Source organism: Amycolatopsis minnesotensis, assembly GCF_039529815.1.
Classification (GTDB): Bacteria; Actinomycetota; Actinomycetes; order Mycobacteriales; family Pseudonocardiaceae; genus Amycolatopsis; species Amycolatopsis minnesotensis.
The window spans coordinates 61897-78268 of sequence record NZ_BAAANN010000033.1 but is presented as its reverse complement, the minus strand read 5'-3'; the positions used below and the strand labels follow the sequence as shown (position 1 = coordinate 78268).

Genomic DNA, 16372 nt, shown 5'->3' with positions numbered 1-16372 from the left:
GCGAGGTCCGGTCGATGAACAACACAGCGCTAGGGCCGGTGGAAATGTACTTCCGGGAAGCACGGTGAAGGGCCGTTCAGCAGCGGCGTACTGGTGTGCCGCAGGTGCGTGTCGACGAACGCGGTGAGGTAGGCGCGGATGATGGTGTCGACGCGAGCACCGTCGAGGTGCTGGAGCGGGATGCCCTGCTGTTCGGCCAGCGGCGCCAGGTCGGTGAAGGAAAGGTGCCCGATGTCGTCGACGGTCAGCCAGCGCTTCCACCCGGTCAGCTGAGTCCAGGTCTTGCCCCAGGTCGGGTCCTGGCCGGCGGGTACGTGGCCGGGACCGCCCAGCATCAGCATCGGCCGGTCCACCGGAATGTCGTTGGGGTACCGGAAGTTCCCGTCCATGTTCACCGCCGCTTTGACGCGCGGGTCGCGCAGCATGGCCGGGATCGTGCTGAAGCCACCGGCCGAGTGCCCGATCATGGCGGTCCGGCCGGTGTCGATCGGTACGCCGCCCGGCCAGGCCGGGTGCCTTCCGGTGAGCTGGTCGAGCACGAAGGAGACGTCCTCGGCGCGGACCGCGCCGATCCTGGGGTAGTCCCGGTCGGCGCACACCACGCAGGAGGTCGTGTGGCCGTCGGGGAACGAGGTGGCCGCGGCCTCGTAGTTGTGCCCGATCCCGGCGACGGCATAGCCACGGCTGGCGAGCTCCTCGGCGAGGCCGGTCAGCGTGGCACGCGGCAAGCCGAAGCCCGGTGACAGCACGACCAACGGCAGCCCGCCGCGCTCACGCAGCGGCTCGGCATCGACGGTCGAATGGGTCACCACCTTGCTGAACAGGTCGGACGGCAGGTCCGGCTGGTCCGCTTCGAGGTAGAGCTTGGACTCGGCGGGGGTCATGTACGGCGCCGGCACTTTCGAGGGCGTCCGTGCCGGGTACCAGAGCGAGACCATCAGCTCCCGGTCGCCAGCGGGCACCCACGGGTCGGGTCTGCCCGTGTCGGTCAGGTGCAGCACCGCCCTGCCGATCCGGTGCGGCCCGGAAGGTTCGGCGAGCGTGAGCGTGGCATCGGCCCGCGCGACCGTGGTTCCCGTCAGCGCCAAGGCAAGGACCGCGCCGACCAGTGCTGTGCGTCTCCACATGGGGACTCCTCTTCCGTTTCCGATACCCGGAGGCTAGGGACAGCGGGTGCGGCAGGGCATCGCACGGAGGGAGTCATTCGCCGCGAGGTCGTACACCCCCGGTACGACGCCCCGGGAGTGACTGGGCGGGTCAACCGCAGCGGTCGAGCATGCTCGCGAGCGCTGCCTTCTCGGCGTCGGTGACGGTCAGGCCGTAGTAGTGCTTCACGGTCACCCAGTCGGTCGCGTAGGTGCACCAGAACGCGACCGAGGGCGGTTTCCACTGGTCCGGGGCCTTGTCGGACTTTTCCTGGTTCACGTTGTCGGTCACCGCGAACAGCTGCGGGCGCACCAGGTCGTTCGCGAACTCGCGGCGGCGCTCCGTCGTCCACGAGCGCGCGCCGCTGACCCAGGCCTGGCCGAGCGGGACCATGTGATCGACGTCCACATCGGACGGTGCGGTCCAGGTGCCGCCGTCGTACGGGCTGGTCCAGGTTCCGGTGCGCACCTTGCAGTTCTTCTCCGTGGTGACGCCCTGCCCGGCTCGCTTGAGCACCGTTTCCCTGGTGTCGCAGTGGCCGCCCTGCTGGGTCCAGTGCGGGAACCGCTCGCGCGAGTAGCCCTGCATCGACCCGCGCGGCGCGACCGCCAGCTCGGCGAGCTGCTGCCGCACCGGCGACTGTGACGTTGGTGACGCGGGTGGTTTCGCCGGATTCGACGGAGTCGGGACCGGTGGGGCCGTCATCCCCGCGTCCGCGGCCGCCGCGCAGCCCGAAACCGCCATAACCGCTGCTACGGCCGCTCCCGGCAGCCATTTCCGCACCCGCACCACAACCCCGTTCGACACCAGCCAGAGCCGGCGAATCCTCGCACACCGGCGGCAGGGGGCCGGGGAATGACACGAACGGGCTGTTCGGGCGACGGCGGCCGCGCGGCCGGTCTACGATCCGGGCCGCGGTGGGGGCACGGTCAGAGAGGGCGACACATGGGGCAGCAGCATCCCGGCTGGCAGGGCAACCAGAACCAGCCGCCGGGCTACCCGCCATCGGGCGGTTTCCCGCAGGGGCAGCCACCAGGCCAGTACCCGCCGCAGGGCCACTACCCCCAGCAGGGCCAGTATCCCCAGCAGCAGCCCGGTTACGGCCAGTGGAACCAGCCGCCCGGCGGGCCACCGCCGCGAAAGAAGAAGCTCTGGCTGTGGCTCGCGCCCGTGCTCGTCATCGTGGTCGCCGCCGCCGTGGCGGTGCCGATCGTGCTCACCTCGGACTCGGACCCCGCGCCGTCACAGGCGGGCGGTCCGGACCAGCCCGCGCCCGCGTCGAAGAACTGGCAACTGCACCTCGACCGGCCCGAGTACGAGAAGGGCCTCGGCGCGTGGGAGGTCGGCAGCACGGTCGTGGTCGCGCACGAAGGCGCGATCACGGCGTTCGGCGAGGCCGACGGGAAGCAGGCGTGGCGGGCACCCGCGCCCGACGGCGGCAAGTTCTGCGGTGCGGGCACCAGGGTGGTGAACGACCGGCTGCCGGTCGCCTTCGGCAAGGAGCAGACCGAGCAGGGCGACCCGGTGTGCAAGTTCGCCGCGATGCTCGACGTGAAGACCGGGCAGCTCGGCTGGCAGCAGCCGATCGACCTGCCGCAGGGCGCGAGCCCGAGCAAGCCCACCGGCGCCGCGCTCGAAATCATGGGCGACGTCGTGGTGATCGGCCAGAAGTACGCGACCGCCGGTCTCGACCTCGCCACCGGCCGGCAGCGCTGGATGAAGCCGGTGGTCAAGCCGACCGGCGGCGACTCGGGCAGCAGCTCGATCACCGGCATGGTCCCCGGCAAGCAGTCCCTGATCGTCTCGATCAGCGGGTTCATCTCCGATCCCGCGATCACCTTCGCCACGCTGGATCCCGCCACCGGCACGCTCGGCCAGGGCGTCGACTACAGCTCGAAGGACCGCGGCGAGGGGTTCAGCAACCCGCGCCTGGTGTCGGCCGATCCACCGGTGGCGCTGGTCAGCCGCGGCGCCGACAAAGCGGTCTACATCGTGCTGGACGACAAGTTCGACAAGGTCGGTGCGATCGACGCGGGGCACCCTGGCACCGCGGAATCGCTGGCAGGCGATGGTGTCGGCGTCGACGCGACGGACAACCGCCAGCCGGGCCGCCGGTTCCTGATCTCCGGCGGGCTGTTCGTGACGGTCACCGCGATTCCGCTCAACGGCACCAACAAGCTCGTCGCCTACGACATCGCGTCCGGGGCGCGGAAGTGGGAACGGCCCCTTTCCGACGGCAGGGCGATCATGCCGCTCGCGGTGGAAGGCGACTCGGTGGTGACGCTGGTGTCACCGGCGAAGTCCGACGGGGACCAGCGGATCGCCCGGTTCGCCCTCGCCGACGGCGCACCCGGCCCCGTCGAGACCTACCCGCTGCGGACCCGGAGCGGCGGCTCCCCGATCACCCAGGACTTCCGGTACTTCTGGCACGACGCGCGGTTGTGGGCCGTGCGGGGGCCGTCCAACAAGCATGATCTCGACGCGTTCTCGATCGGGAAGTGAAAGAAAAGGGCCCCGGCCGGGGCCCTTTTCTTTCACCAGCGGTACCAGCGGGCACGACGTCCTCCCGCCGCGGCGGCCGGCCGGATGACGAACCCGAGCAGCCACACCACGAGGATGACCCCCGCGACGATCCAGAGCGCGTGCACCGCGAACCCGGCGCCGCCGAGTGCGAGTGCCAGCAACAGGATCAGGAGAATGGGCAGCATGACGAACCTCCTCGCCCCCCGAATGGGCGGAATGGATTGGTTCAGACAACGCTAGGGTTGGTGCACCGCAACGGAAGTGCGCCGTTTCGCCGGCGCGTCGTCCGGCAGCGTGACGCCGCCGGAGCGCTGGTTCAGCGCGCGCAGCTCGTCGCGGATCTCGGTGAGCACGGCGGTCTGCGCCATGGTCGCCCAGTACACCGCCGCTTCCTTGCGTTTGAGCTTGCCCGCGGCCTTGCGCGCCTTCGCCAGCGCTTCGCTCGCGCCGATCCCGGATTCGGCCATCAGTGGATCTCCCTTCTGCCAAGGTGGATTCGAAGTGGTTACCCGCACGAGTGCCGCCCACACGCCTTCGTGCGAAGTTGGGCTGGATGGCCTAGCGGTGCACCCGTCCACATGCTGGAAGCCTTGACGCTGACCCGGCGTGGGGCTGATCATCAGGGCATGTCAACCGTTCGGGAACACACAGCTGTCCCGTGTCCGCGTCGCCTTCCCTGGCGCTCGGTTCGTTTCGGTGCCGCCGCCCTGCTCGTGCGGCGCGGCCGTCTCGGCTCACCGCCGAAGTAAGCCGCTCCTTTCCGCACCCGAAACGAAATTCCCCCGAACTACAGTGAGGTACCCCTGTGTCCGTTGACGTGTCCACCCCTGCCCTGCGCGAGGCCGTCGTGCCCGAGGGCGGCCTCCTCGAAGGCCCGCGGGTCCTTCGCCGCCTCCCCGGCACCGAACCGCGTCCGTACGACCTGTTCGACCTGCGCCCGCTCGGGGCCGTGATCGGCGCCGAGATCCACGGCTTCGACCTCGGCACCGAGCTGACGCCCGAGTTGCGCGCCGAGCTCAACCGCGCGCTGCTGGAGTGGAAGGTGCTGTTCTTCCGCGACCAGCGGATCACCCCGGCCCAGCAGCGCGCGTTCGCGGCGCACTGGGGCCCGCTCGAAACGAACCCGTTCATCCCCGCCGGTGACACCGACGAAGTCACCCGGTTCGCGCGGGGCGCGTCGATGCCAGGCTACGAAAACATCTGGCACACCGACGTCACCTGGCGGCCGAACCCGGCGCTCGGTTCGGTGCTGCGCCTGGTGGAAGTGCCGCCCGTCGGCGGCGACACGATGTGGGCCGACATGGCCGCCGCGTACGACAACCTGCCGCCGGAGGTCCGCGAGCGGATCGACGGGCGGAGCGCGGTGCACGACTACCTCCCCGGGTTCGACCGGTTCGCCGATCCCGCGCTGCTCGCCGCGTGGCAGGACGACTACCCGCCGGTGGCGCACCCGGTGGTGCGCACGCATCCGGAAACGGGGCGGCGCACGCTGTTCGTGAACCAGGCGTTCACCACGCACATCGTCGGGCTGCCGCGCGAGGAGAGCGATCGCCTGCTGCACTTCCTGTTCCAGCAGGCGCACGTGCCCGAGTACCAGGTCCGGTTCAAGTGGGCGGAGAACTCGGTGGCGTTCTGGGACAACAGGGCGACCCAGCACTACGCGGTGAACGACTACCACCCGCATCCCCGCGTCGCCGAGCGCGTCGCGATCGAGGGCGACCGGCCGTTCTGACCCGTCGTACACAAAGGACTCGAAAGTTCGAGTCCTTTGTGTACATCTAGCTGGTGACGAGTTCGCCTGCCCGCCGCGTCCGCTCCGCCCAGCGCGTCGCCGGGCCCATCGCGATGCCCGCGGCCGCGAACACGACGCCGAGCAGCAGCCAGCCGAGCGGCCCCCACGAGAGCACGAGCGTGGTGAGCAGCAACGGCCCGAGCATCCTGGCGACCGCGAACCCGGAGGCGAAGAACCCTTGGTACTGGCCCTGTTTCCCGGCGGGTGCCAGTGCGAACCCGATCTCCCAGCCGCCCGCGTTCTGCATCATCTCGCCGAGCGTCTGCACCCCCGCGGCGACGAGCAGGACCGCCGCGGCCACCCACGGTGAACCGCAGGCCGACGACACCGCGAACACCGCACAAGAAGCCAGCAGTACGAGACCGGCTCGGCGCACCGATCGCGTCGCCGTCACCGTCCCGGTGACGCGGCGGGCGATGTGAACTCCGAACGCGACCACGCTCAGCGTGTTGAGCACCAGCAGCGCCGAAACCAGCCAGGCCGGCGCCTGCGTCCGCTCGACTATCCACAGTGGAATCGCGAGTCCGATGAGCGGGATGTGCAGCAGCATCAGCATGTTCAGGAAGGACACCACCGCGTAGGGCGCGTCGCGCAACACCGCGAGCTTCGGTTCGCGTCCCGATGAGACGGGTGCGGGTGGTACGTGCGGCGCCCGCCGGAGCACCGCGGCCGCGGCGAGGAAGGCGAGCACGTCCATGCCGAAGACGGCCAGGTAGGCGGCCGGGGTGTCGACGCGCAGCGCGACCCCGCCGAGCGCCGCGCCGACGGCGAGCCCCGCGTTGGTCGAGGACTGCAGGTAGGCCCTGATCCTGGTCCGCTCGGTGGCCGTCACGAGCCCGGCCAGCAGTGCCTGCCGCGCGGCGGTGAGCCCGCACTGGCTGCTCGCGTAGAGGCACGCGACCCCGGTGAACGCCGGGAAGGACCGCGCGAACAGGAACGAGCCGACGCACGCGCTCGTCGTCAGCGCGAGCAGGATCGAGGTGGCCCGCGGCCCGTGCCGGTCGGCGAGGTGGCCGAGCGGGGTCGCGGCGAGGAACCCGGCCGCCCAGCTGATCGTCAGCCCGAGCCCGACCTGCGCGGGGGAGAGCCCGATGACCCTGGTGAAGTACAGCGCCGACGTCACGTAGTACGCCCCGTCGCCGACCGAGTTGGTCAGCTGCGCCACGGCCAGCACCCGGGCCGGGCCTGCGGGAGGAACCAGTGCGGAAGTCACGCCGGTAACCGTAGGTCGCCGATTGACCAGGTAGAAGTTCCAATTCTGACCAAGACCACTGGGCCAATGCCAAGGTTGGGGTGGCATGCCCTGAAGGTGCCGTTGAGGGAATCCGATGCTGTGAAGGGCACCTTCAGGGCATCACCATCACCATGCGCGCGCGTCGCGAAGGCCGAGTTTCGGGCGTCGCTCGAAGGACGCGGACTGGATCAGTTCAGCGGAAGTATCACGAATCGTTGCCACTTCGACGTACCGTTGCTCGCTGATTCGGGGGAACATGCCTCGACCGCTTGATATTTAGGGGGACGCAGCGTGACATATCGCCGGAAACTGGGTGTGCTGGCGGGTGCGGCCGTACTGGCGGTGAGCGGCACCGTGCCCACCGCCTCCGCCGCGAGCGCCGACGCCGTGCTCGCCGAGGTGTACGGGGGCGGCGGCAACAGCGGCGCCACGCTGACCAACGACTTCGTCGAGCTGGCCACGAGGGGCACCGGCCCCGCCGACCTGACCGGCTGGAGCGTCCAGTACCTGCCCGCGGCACCGGGCCCGGCGAGCAAGTGGCAGGTCACCCCGCTCACCGGCGCGGTCCAGCCCGGCGGCCGCTACCTCGTCGCCGAAGCCAAGGGAAGCGGCGGCACGACCGCGCTGCCCGCCGCGGACGCGACCGGGGCGATCAACCTGTCCGGTACCGCGGGCACCGTCGCGCTGGTCGCCTCCGCCCAGCCGCTGACCTGCCGCACCGCGGCCGACTGCGCGGCGGAGGCGACCGTGCGCGACCTCGTCGGATTCGGCGGCGCCGCCGTCCGCGAGGGCACCGCGGCCGCGGCGACGACCAACACGACCTCGGTGGCGCGCGGCGCGCGGCTCACCGACACCGACGACAACGCGGCCGACTTCGCGGCAGGCGCCCCGACGCCGACGAACGCGAAGGGCGAGACCCCCGGCGGCGACCCCGAACCGCCCGGCACGCCCGCGAAGATCCACGGCATCCAAGGCGTCACCCGTCTCTCGCCGTTCAAGGACAAGCAGGTCAGCGAGGTCACCGGCGTGGTCACGGCGCTGCGGACGTTCGGCTCGGCGCGCGGTTTCTGGATCACCGACCCGGTGCCCGACGCCGACCCGCGCACCAGCGAGGGCCTGTTCGTGTTCACCGGATCGACCACGCCCGCGGTCGCCGTCGGCGATGCGGTGACGGCGAGCGGCACCGTTCGCGAGTTCTACCCCGACGCACCGGCCACGTCGAACTACCAGTCGCTCACCGAGCTGACGAGTGCGAAGTGGACGGTCGGGTCCTCGCACAACCCGCTGCCCGCACCGGCGGCGCTGGCGCCCGACAGCGTGCCGTCGCGGCTCGCGCCGCAGGCAGGCGGCAGCATCGAACCGCTGACCCTCGAACCGTCGAAGTACGCGCTCGACTTCTGGGAAGCGCACGAGAGCGAGATCGTCAGCGTTTCCGACGCCCGCATCGTCGGCCGGAGCACCGAATACGGCGAGCTGTACGTGACGACGAAGCCGCAGCAGCGCCCGACTCCGCGCGGCGGCACCCTCTACGGCGGGTACGACCAGCAGAACACCGGCGTGCTGAAGGTCGAGTCGATCATCCCGTTCGCGGAGCGCCCCTTCCCGAAGGCCAACACCGGCGACACCCTCACCGGCCGCACCTCGGGCCCGCTCGAGTTCGACAGCTTCGGCGGCTACACGCTCTTCGCGAGCGAACTCGGCCAGGTCAAGGACAACGGCCTGCGGCGCGAGGTCACCCGCGAGCAGCGCACCGGCGAGCTGGCGGTCGCGACCTACAACGTGGAGAACCTGTCCGCGGTCGACGACCAGGCCAAGTTCGACCAGCTCGCGCACGGCGTCGTGGACAACCTCGCGAACCCCGACATCGTGTCGCTCGAAGAGATCCAGGACAACAACGGGGCCGACGGCAACGGCGACGGCGTGGTGGCCGCGGACCAGACGCTCAAGCGGTTCACCGACGCGATCGCCGCCGCGGGCGGCCCGCGCTACGAGTGGCGCGAGATCGACCCGGAGGACAAGAAGGACGGCGGCGAGCCGGGCGGCAACATCCGCGTCGGCTTCCTGTTCAACCCCGCGCGCGTGTCGTTCGTCGACCGGCCAGGTGGCGACGCGACCACTCCGGTGGCCGTGAACACCGTGCGCGGCAAGCCGCAGCTTTCGGTCTCGCCCGGCCGCGTCGAGCCGGGGAACACGGCGTGGACGGCGAGCCGCAAGCCCCTCGCCGGTGAGTTCGTGTTCGGCGGGCGCACCGTGTTCGTGGTCGCGAACCACTTCAACTCGAAGGGCGGCGACCAGCCGGGCCAGGGCCGCTACCAGCCCCCGGCCCGAAGCTCCGAAGTGCAGCGCGCGCAGCAGGCCCAGCTCGTGCGCGATTTCGTCGGCAAGCTGCTGGCCGCGGACCGCGAGGCCAACGTGATCGTCGCGGGCGACCTGAACGACTACCCGTTCTCGAAGACCGTCCAGACGCTCACCGCGGGCGGCGGGCTGAAGGCGCTGATCGACACGCTGCCGCCGCAGGAGCGGTACAGCTACGTGTTCGAAGGCAACTCGCAGGTGCTCGACCACATCCTTTCCTCCGCCGCACCGCGGGGGATCGACTACGACGTGGTGCACGTCAACGCGGAGTTCGCCGACCAGGCCAGCGACCACGACCCGCAGCTCGTGCGGTTCCGCCCGTCGGCGGGCAACCCGGTCCTCGACGCCTTCTACGACCTGGCCGACTGGTTCGACCGCGTCTTCCCGAAGCGCCTGCCCCGAACGTGACCTCCGGGGCAGGTGTCCTGAAGGCCACGATGATGATGCGTGTGCGTCGTTTCTGGGGGATGGGTGCGGAAGCGCGGAGCCGCGGGTCCCTGAAGGGCACCTTCAGGACATACGCGGGAGCCTCCCCGAAAATTGAGGCTATTCGGCAAAAAGTGCTGGGCTATTCGAGGTAGCCGGGAAAAGCGGTCCTCGTCGACTCGCTCAGCGAGAACCGCCATGTCCCTCAGCTCATCACCAGTCGACGACCAGGGTCCATTCCGGACCCTGCCCGGCACGAATACCGTAGTCGCAGTGGAAGTAGTGCGCCCTGCCCTGGCTCGCCAGCCAGTTGCCCGCGGACTGGCAGTCGGTCGGATCGTGGTAGGTCCCCGCGATCCAGCTGGCACTGGCGGTGCCGGTGGCCGACAGGGCGATCGCCGCGGACGCGGCGGTGAGGACGCCGATGGCGCCGAGTTTGCGCGCGATAGCCATTCTGCACACTCCGTGGTGATTCGTAAGGAATTAACTGGAACGGGTCCAAGACTTCCCGGGGTGCGGCAGGCGAAGCAATATCCTTGCCGGAATGAACGATGTTTTCCGGTCGGAAGCGTCATCTTCGTGAAAAACCGCCGCGTGGCGCGGGAATTTCGTGATCAGCCGACGTTCCGCGGGTGTCAGCACGGGCCGGTGGCGAGCGTGCGCAGGCAGTCGGCGTGTGCTTCCATCGCGGCTTCGTGGATGCGGGCGGCGCAGTCGGTGACCGGTCCGCCTGGCACCCACGCGAGCACGAGCGCCGACATCGACGCGGCGCACCGCACCGGCCGGTACGCGGTTCCCGGCATCGGCGTCGTCGGCGGCGCCGTCACGGTCAGGATGCCGGTGCCGCTGCCGAGGCAGAGCGCCGCCCATTCGCTCGCGGCGTAGCAGAAGCGCGGATCCGCCCCGGCGTCGGCGAACGCCACGAGCACCGCCAGCGTCAGCGGCTGGACGGACTGGTCGAGCAGCACGCAGCGGTGCCCCGAAAGCGCGGCGGGCGCGATCGACACCGGTGTCCCGAGAGCGTGTCCCGGCGGTATTCCGACGAAGAGCGGCTCGGTCGCCACCGGGGAGCACGCGAGCGCCGGGGGCAGCGCGGCACCGGTCGCCGGGTGCTGGCGCAGGACGGCGAGGTCGAGTTCGTCGCGCAGCAGCGCTTCGGCCAGGTCCGTGCCCGGCTCCTCGATCCGCACCGAAAGCTCGGCGCCGGGGACCGCTTCGTCGATCGCGTGGATGAGCTTCGGCAGGATCGGCGTCGCCACCGCGCCGATCCTGACCACGTTCGGCGCGGGCGCTTCCGCACCGGCTCGTGCGGCCGCGAGCATCCGGTCGAACTGCGGCAGCACCACCGCGGCGTGTTCGAGCAGCACCTCACCGGCTTCGGTGAACGCCGTACCGGCCGGGCTGTCGTGCAGCAGCGCGGCCCCCACCATGCGCTCGAGCCGCTGGATCTGCTGATCGAGCTTCGCCTGGCTCATGCCGAGCGCGACGGCGGCACCGGCCAGCCCGCCCGCCTCGGCCACCGCGGTGAGGATCCTCAACTGCCGCAGTTCGATGTCCACCGCGCTCGCTCAGCTGGTACGCGTGGCGAGCCGCGGCAGGCCGGCGGGAAACGCCCGCGACGACGTCCGCTCACCGCGGAGGCTGTCCCAGTAGGCGTCGGTGATCAGCCCGGCGAGCACGTCGATCCGCGCCGCGATCGGGCTGTCCTCCCGGTAGAGCAGGAAGTGGCTGGTCCGCATGAGCAGGTCCGAGATCGGCCGGTGCACCACGCCGGGCGCCAGCGGGCGCAGCGTCTGCACGAGCGTCACATCGCCCTGGTAACGGACGATTTCGTCGCGCGGCCCGGACACCGACACGTGGTGCGCGATCTGCGGCGAGAAACCGAACGGGCGGCAGACTCGCTTGAGGAACTCGCGGCAGCGGTCGGGCCCGGTCGACGAGATCCACCGCTCGTGCTCCAGCTCGGTGAGCTGGACCGACTGGCTCGACGCCAGCGGATGCCAGTCGGGCAGCATGATCAGCAGGGGATCGTCGGCGAGGTCGACGCGCCCGGTGTTCGGGGGAAGCGGCACCTCGCACTGTTCCGAAAGGACGGCGAGGTCCAGTTCGCCGCGGCCGAACCAGTCGATCATCTCCGCGGTGGACTCGGCGGTCCGGATCTCGGCCTGGTCGCCGTTGCCGGTGACGTCGAGCGCGTCCAGCAGCAGACCGGACAGCGCGGTCGCCGACCAGCCGATCCGCAGCGCCTTCGCGCGATGGGCGCACTGGTGCGCGAGATCGGAGCCGATCTTCGCGGCGTGCGCCAGTATCCCGTCCGCGTAGTCGAGGATCAGCCGCCCGAACGCCGTCGGCCGCACGCCGGTGCGGTCGCGTTCGAACAGCTCGTCACCGAGAAGCTGCTCGATCCGCCGGAGCTCACGGCTGAGCGCGGGCTGCGGGAGGACGAGTTGGGCGGCGGCGCGGTTCAGGCTGCCCGCTTTCGCGACAACCCGGAGGTGGTGCAGATGCTTCAGTTCAAGCTCCACGGTGATCACCGTATGGGAGGCGCGCCCGCGATTGCACCTGCGAAAGGGTGGTCGCCACCCGACCAAAGTAGGGAATTCGCACGGTCACCGCGACGGCCTCGCGCTCCTCGAAGGCATAACCCGTCGGCATTACCCGTGCGCGCCGGACTCGGCCACAGTGAGCAGACCCGTTCGGGACCGCCAGGGGAAAGCAACGGAAAGGTGGCGAATCGTCCATGTTCGAAGCGAGTCCTCTCTCGTCCGGCTGCGCCCGCTTGTTTCCGGACGCGCCGCACGCCTGCGTCGGCGTGAGTCCGTTCAACGGTTATTTCACCGCGGAACGGCTCATCCGGCTTGCCGCGTGGACCGCGGAGAACTTCGCCGAATTCCATTTCTTCGTGCCGGACGATGTCACCGCGTACACGCTCGAAGCGATGGGATACCCGCCCGCGAGGGCGAAGCAGAAGGCACATCGCCAGTCCTGCCACGTGCACAACAAGATCACCTCGGCGCTCACTGCCATCGGCATCGCCGATCCGGCGAGCCGCGTGCTCGGCATGGCGCGGCTCCGCGACATCCTCGCCTACCGCAGGCTGGCGAACGAAGTGCAAGAGCGCTTCGAAGCCGACCGGGTTTTCCGCTCGGCTTGTTATGGTGCTTCCTCCTGGGTGCTCCAGGGAAAAAACGATACCGGGCCGAACCCGGCGAGGCTACGGCTGGCCGTCCAGTATTTCCTGGCCGAATTGCCCTTGTTCGCGGCATCCGGAACGATCACCGGAAATACCGGGTCGATGTTCGTCTACCACCAGCGCGTGCCCTTCCTGCAACGATTCTTCGACCGCGAATTCGCCTTCCGGCCGCATACGGGGCAGGGATTCCTGGTGGTCCGCGAGCCCGTGCTGGAAGCGGCGAGCCGGTGACCGGCCGTCACGACGATTATTCGCTCACGCCGGTACCCGCCGGCGAACGCCGGTCATGGCCGTCGGTCGCGGTGCAGCGCTTCGGCCAGGTGTCCTCGTTCCAGCAGTTCATCGTCGGCGCCATCCTCGGCTACGGCATGACGTTCTGGCAGGCCGTGCTGGCGATCACGATCGGTTCGGTGCTGCTCGAAGTGATCACCGTGCTGCTCGGCATCGCCGGGGTCCGCGAGGGGCTGTCGACCTCCGTGCTCGCCCGCTGGGCCGGGTTCGGCCGGAAGGGGTCCGCGCTCGTCGGCCTGCTCGTCGCGATCAGCCTCGCCGGCTGGTTCGGCGTGCAGAACGGCATCTTCGCGCACGGCATGCACGCGCTCGGCGGAGCCGTGCCGGAATGGGCGTGGGCGGTGCTCGGCGGCGTCGTGATCACCGCCATCACCGTCTACGGCTTCCGCCTGATGGCCTGGACCGCGTACCTGACCGTGCCCGCGTTCCTGCTGCTGGCCGGCTATTCCATCGTGGACGCGCTCAGCAGCCGTTCGTTCGCGGACCTGGTCTCCGGCCCGCCGCCCGGCCCGCCGCTGTCGCTCGGCGCGGCGACCACGCTGGTGTCCGGCGCGTTCATCCTCGGCGCGCTGATGACCCCGGACATGACGCGGTTCAACCGCACCCCCGGCGACGTCGTCAAGCAGACGCTGATCAGCGTGACGCTCGGCGAATACCTGATCGGGCTGATCGGCGTGCTGCTCGCGCACGCCACCGCCTCGTCCGACATCGTCGGCATCATCACCTCGTCGTCGGGCGTGCTCGGCACCCTCGTGCTCGCCACCGCGATCCTCAAGATCAACGACTGGAACCTCTACTCGTCGTCGCTCGGCCTGGTCAACGTCGTGGACGTGCTGTTCGGCCGCAAGGTCGCCCGCGTGCGCGTCGTGCTCGTGCTCGGCGTGCTCGGCACGGCGGCGTCCGCGTTCGGGATCGCCGACGACTTCGCGGGCTTCCTCACCGCGGTCGGCGTGCTCACCCCGCCGGTCGCCGGCGTGCTCATCGCGGAGTACTTCGTCGTGCGGCGGTGCCGTCCGGTCTTCGACGCGCTGCGCGAACACGGTTCCGTGCCGGGACCGCACCGCGACTGGGTGCCGTCCGCGCTGATCAGCTGGGCGCTGGGCACCGCGGGCGCGGTCTTCTTCGACTTCGGGATCCCCGCGATCAACTCGGTGATCGTGGCCTTCGTCAGCTACCTCGCGGCGAGCCGGCTCTTCCCGGCCCGCCGCCGGACACAGGGAGGAACGGGCATGCTGCCACTGGTCGGGCGCGAAGAGCTCAAGCGCGAAATGGACGAGGGCGCGGTGATCGTGGTCGACACGATGCCGGTGACCTACTACGAGCAAGAGCACCTCCCCGGCGCCCGGAACATCCCCGGCTTCCCGTACGAGCAGGCGGCGGAGTTCACCGACGCCCACGCCCCGTCGGTGCTGCCGGACAAGTCCGCCGCCGTGGTCGTCTACTGCGCCAACACGCCTTGCCGCAACAGCGAGTTCGTCGGCGCGCGCCTCGTCGAACTCGGCTACACCGCCGTCCGCAAGTACCGCGAGGGGATCGAGGACTGGGTCGCCGCCGGGTACGAGACCGAGACAGGGCCCCAGACGACGGCGCGACCCGCGCCGGTTTCCGGTAACCGCACCGAATAGAAGGAGAGAAAATGGGAAGCAGGATGCGCGTGCTCGTGGCCGCCGTCGCGATGACCGCCGGGCTCGTCGGCGGGGCGGCGGTGACCCCCGCGGCCGCGACGACGCTCGCGCCGCAGGACGACACCGTCGTCGACGTCACCTCGGCCAACTACGACCAGGTCATGGAGATGTCCAAGACCAAGCCGGTGGTGCTGGACTTCTACGCCACCTGGTGCGGCCCGTGCAAGAACATGGAGCCGTACCTGGAGAAGTACCACGCCGCGGACAAGGGCAAGTGGATCTGGGCGAAGGTCGACCTGAGCGATCACAAGACGAACGAGGCCATCGCGAACAAGTACAACGTCGAGTACATCCCGACGCTGATCGACATCGCGAGCGGCAAGGAGAAGGGCAGCCGGGTCGTCGGCTTCGACACGGGCAGCGGCCCCAAGGACCTCCGCACCTGGCTCAACGGCCTCTGAGGCCGCCGAGGTTCTGACGCCTTCGCCGCCGGGACCGGGCAGACCGGTCCCGGCGGTGGTCCACCCGCAGCATCGAAGGGTTTCTCCATGAAGCGCAAGCCAAGGGCCGCCGTGCTGGTGGCCTGTTTCGCCGCCGCGATGGGCGTGCTGCCCGCGGCCGCCGTGACCGCGGCTCCCTCGAGCGCCACGACCGCCGCCACCGCGGTGTACATCGTGCGCCTGAAGCCGATGGCCGCGGACAAGGACAAGGTCACCGCGGCCGCGAACGCGATGATCGGCAAGTACGGGGGCACCCTCCGTCGCGTCTACTACTCCGTTTCGCAGGCGTTCTCCGCCGACCTCACCGAAGAGCAGCACACCAAGTACCTCTCCGACGAGGGCGTCAGCACCGTCGGCGCCAACCAGGTCTACACCGCGGCGGGCACACAGACCGACCCGCCGTCGTGGGGTCAGGACCGCGTCGACCAGCCCGCGCTGCCGCTCGACCACCGCTTCACCTACCCGAACACCGCGGCGAACGTGCACGTCTACGTGCTCGACACCGGGGTCCGCGCGAGCCACCAGGACTTCGGCGGCCGCGCGCACGCGGCGTTCGACGCCGTCGACCCGTCGGGGAACAAGAGCGGGACCGACTGCAACGGGCACGGCACGCGCGTCGCCGCCACCATCGCGGGCAAGAACTTCGGGATCGCGAAGGAGGCGTCGATCGAGTCGGTGCGGACGCTCGGCTGTGACGGCAAGGGCACCTCCGAGCAGATCCTGACCGCGCTGGACTGGGTCAACGTCAACGCGAAGCGCCCGGCACTGCTCAACCTCAGCTTCGCGGGCCCTGGCGGCACGGTCGTCGACATCCAGCTTTACAAGATGACGCAGCTCGGGCTCGCCTACACCACGGCGGCGGGCAACGCGGGCGCCGATGCCTGCGACAGCACCCCGGCGCGCCAGACGACCGGGATCACGGTCGGCGCCACCGACGCCGCCGACCGCAGGGTGGCGTCGTCGAACTTCGGCGGGTGCGTCGACCTCTACGCGCCGGGCAAGGACATCAGGACCGCGGACAGCCGGAGCGACACGGCCTGCACGACGGTGTCGGGTACCTCGATCGCGTCCGCGGAGGCCGCGGGCGTTGCCGCGATGTACCTGTCCGCGCATCCCGGCACGACCTCGGACGCGCTCGTCGAAGCGCTGACCGGGGCCGCGACGAAGGACAAGGTCACCGACCCCGGCGAAGGGTCGAACAACCTCCTGCTCCACACGGCGTAGGACCCGCGGCCGGGTGCCGCCCGGCACCCGGCCGCGTCTTCGGCGCACGCGCCGCGATCCCGG

15 protein-coding genes are annotated in these 16372 nt (G+C 70.2%); 7 read left to right on the top strand and 8 right to left on the bottom strand.

Annotated features, from left to right (window positions below; genetic code table 11):
- Positions 1-29 precede the first annotated feature (29 nt).
- Together ABD256_RS33250 and ABD256_RS33245 are read right to left on the bottom strand one after the other, a co-directional pair.
- Entirely contained in the window at positions 30-1127 is a 1098-nt protein-coding gene (locus ABD256_RS33250) for an alpha/beta hydrolase family protein (protein WP_344428246.1), read from the bottom strand.
- A 130-nt stretch (positions 1128-1257) separates the two neighbouring features.
- Positions 1258-1851: an HNH endonuclease family protein gene (locus tag ABD256_RS33245; protein WP_425546564.1), complete on the bottom strand. Its 594-nt coding sequence runs from the start codon at positions 1849-1851 to the stop codon at positions 1258-1260.
- 240 nt (positions 1852-2091) lie between these two features.
- On the opposite strand from ABD256_RS33245, the gene ABD256_RS33240 reads away from it, so the two are divergent.
- Positions 2092-3648: an outer membrane protein assembly factor BamB family protein gene (locus ABD256_RS33240; RefSeq protein ID WP_344428243.1), complete on the top strand. Its 1557-nt coding sequence runs from the start codon at positions 2092-2094 to the stop codon at positions 3646-3648.
- 32 nt (positions 3649-3680) lie between these two features.
- Here ABD256_RS33240 and ABD256_RS33235 read toward each other — a convergent pair whose 3' ends face one another.
- Both ABD256_RS33235 and ABD256_RS33230 read right to left on the bottom strand, forming a co-directional pair.
- Positions 3681-3854 (bottom strand): hydrophobic protein, encoded by a 174-nt coding sequence (locus tag ABD256_RS33235; protein ID WP_344428240.1) that lies wholly within the window; start codon positions 3852-3854, stop codon positions 3681-3683.
- Between the two features lie 51 nt (positions 3855-3905).
- Positions 3906-4136: a hypothetical protein gene (locus ABD256_RS33230; RefSeq protein WP_344428237.1), complete on the bottom strand. Its 231-nt coding sequence runs from the start codon at positions 4134-4136 to the stop codon at positions 3906-3908.
- Between the two features lie 338 nt (positions 4137-4474).
- Here ABD256_RS33230 and ABD256_RS33225 point away from each other — a divergent pair, with 338 nt between their 5' ends.
- The gene (locus ABD256_RS33225) at positions 4475-5401 is read left to right on the top strand and encodes a TauD/TfdA dioxygenase family protein (protein ID WP_344428235.1); all 927 of its coding nucleotides are present in this window, start codon (positions 4475-4477) and stop codon (positions 5399-5401) included.
- 46 nt (positions 5402-5447) lie between these two features.
- Here ABD256_RS33225 and ABD256_RS33220 read toward each other — a convergent pair whose 3' ends face one another.
- On the bottom strand, positions 5448-6674 hold the full coding sequence (locus tag ABD256_RS33220; protein ID WP_344428232.1) for an MFS transporter: 1227 nt from the start codon (positions 6672-6674) through the stop codon (positions 5448-5450).
- 312 nt (positions 6675-6986) lie between these two features.
- Between ABD256_RS33220 and ABD256_RS33215 the strand changes: the two genes are divergently transcribed.
- Positions 6987-9458, top strand: a complete 2472-nt coding sequence (locus tag ABD256_RS33215; protein WP_425546563.1) for an endonuclease/exonuclease/phosphatase family protein — start codon at positions 6987-6989, stop codon at positions 9456-9458.
- 231 nt (positions 9459-9689) lie between these two features.
- On the opposite strand, the gene ABD256_RS33210 is transcribed toward ABD256_RS33215, so the two are convergent.
- The 3 genes from ABD256_RS33210 to ABD256_RS33200 all read right to left on the bottom strand — a co-directional run bounded on the left by ABD256_RS33210 (position 9690) and on the right by ABD256_RS33200 (position 12001).
- On the bottom strand, positions 9690-9929 hold the full coding sequence (locus ABD256_RS33210) for a hypothetical protein (RefSeq protein ID WP_344428229.1): 240 nt from the start codon (positions 9927-9929) through the stop codon (positions 9690-9692).
- Positions 9930-10111: 182 nt separating this feature from the next.
- A complete protein-coding gene (locus ABD256_RS33205; protein WP_344428226.1) occupies positions 10112-11035 on the bottom strand; it encodes a LysR substrate-binding domain-containing protein in 924 nt (307 codons plus the stop codon).
- A 9-nt stretch (positions 11036-11044) separates the two neighbouring features.
- Positions 11045-12001 carry a LysR family transcriptional regulator gene (locus ABD256_RS33200; RefSeq protein ID WP_344428223.1) on the bottom strand — a complete coding sequence of 319 codons (957 nt, stop codon included), beginning with the start codon at positions 11999-12001 and terminating at the stop codon, positions 11045-11047.
- A 215-nt stretch (positions 12002-12216) separates the two neighbouring features.
- Between ABD256_RS33200 and ABD256_RS33195 the strand changes: the two genes are divergently transcribed.
- From ABD256_RS33195 to ABD256_RS33180, 4 genes are all read left to right on the top strand, one after another.
- Positions 12217-12900, top strand: coding sequence for a tRNA-dependent cyclodipeptide synthase (locus ABD256_RS33195; protein WP_344428220.1), 684 nt, complete (start codon positions 12217-12219; stop codon positions 12898-12900).
- Positions 12897-14585, top strand: a complete 1689-nt coding sequence (locus ABD256_RS33190; RefSeq protein WP_344428217.1) for a cytosine permease — start codon at positions 12897-12899, stop codon at positions 14583-14585. Before ABD256_RS33195 ends, ABD256_RS33190 begins: the two co-directional genes overlap by 4 nt.
- An 11-nt stretch (positions 14586-14596) precedes the next feature.
- A complete protein-coding gene (locus tag ABD256_RS33185) occupies positions 14597-15046 on the top strand; it encodes a thioredoxin family protein (protein ID WP_344428214.1) in 450 nt (149 codons plus the stop codon).
- 87 nt (positions 15047-15133) lie between these two features.
- The gene (locus tag ABD256_RS33180) at positions 15134-16309 is read left to right on the top strand and encodes a S8 family peptidase (protein WP_344428211.1); all 1176 of its coding nucleotides are present in this window, start codon (positions 15134-15136) and stop codon (positions 16307-16309) included.
- Positions 16310-16372: the final 63 nt, after the last annotated feature.

Bases quoted from the DNA above. Each gene is read 5' to 3' on its own strand.
- ABD256_RS33180 (WP_344428211.1), top strand. From the start codon at position 15,134: ATGAAGCGCAAGCCAAGGGCCGCCGTGCTGGTGGCCTGTTTCGCCGCC.
- ABD256_RS33250 (WP_344428246.1), bottom strand. From the start codon at position 1,127: ATGTGGAGACGCACAGCACTGGTCGGCGCGGTCCTTGCCTTGGCGCTG.
- ABD256_RS33210 (WP_344428229.1), bottom strand. From the start codon at position 9,929: ATGGCTATCGCGCGCAAACTCGGCGCCATCGGCGTCCTCACCGCCGCG.
- ABD256_RS33235 (WP_344428240.1), bottom strand. From the start codon at position 3,854: ATGCTGCCCATTCTCCTGATCCTGTTGCTGGCACTCGCACTCGGCGGC.
- ABD256_RS33195 (WP_344428220.1), top strand. From the start codon at position 12,217: ATGTTCGAAGCGAGTCCTCTCTCGTCCGGCTGCGCCCGCTTGTTTCCG.
- ABD256_RS33230 (WP_344428237.1), bottom strand. From the start codon at position 4,136: ATGGCCGAATCCGGGATCGGCGCGAGCGAAGCGCTGGCGAAGGCGCGC.
- ABD256_RS33245 (WP_425546564.1), bottom strand. From the start codon at position 1,851: ATGACGGCCCCACCGGTCCCGACTCCGTCGAATCCGGCGAAACCACCC.
- ABD256_RS33185 (WP_344428214.1), top strand. From the start codon at position 14,597: ATGGGAAGCAGGATGCGCGTGCTCGTGGCCGCCGTCGCGATGACCGCC.
- ABD256_RS33240 (WP_344428243.1), top strand. From the start codon at position 2,092: ATGGGGCAGCAGCATCCCGGCTGGCAGGGCAACCAGAACCAGCCGCCG.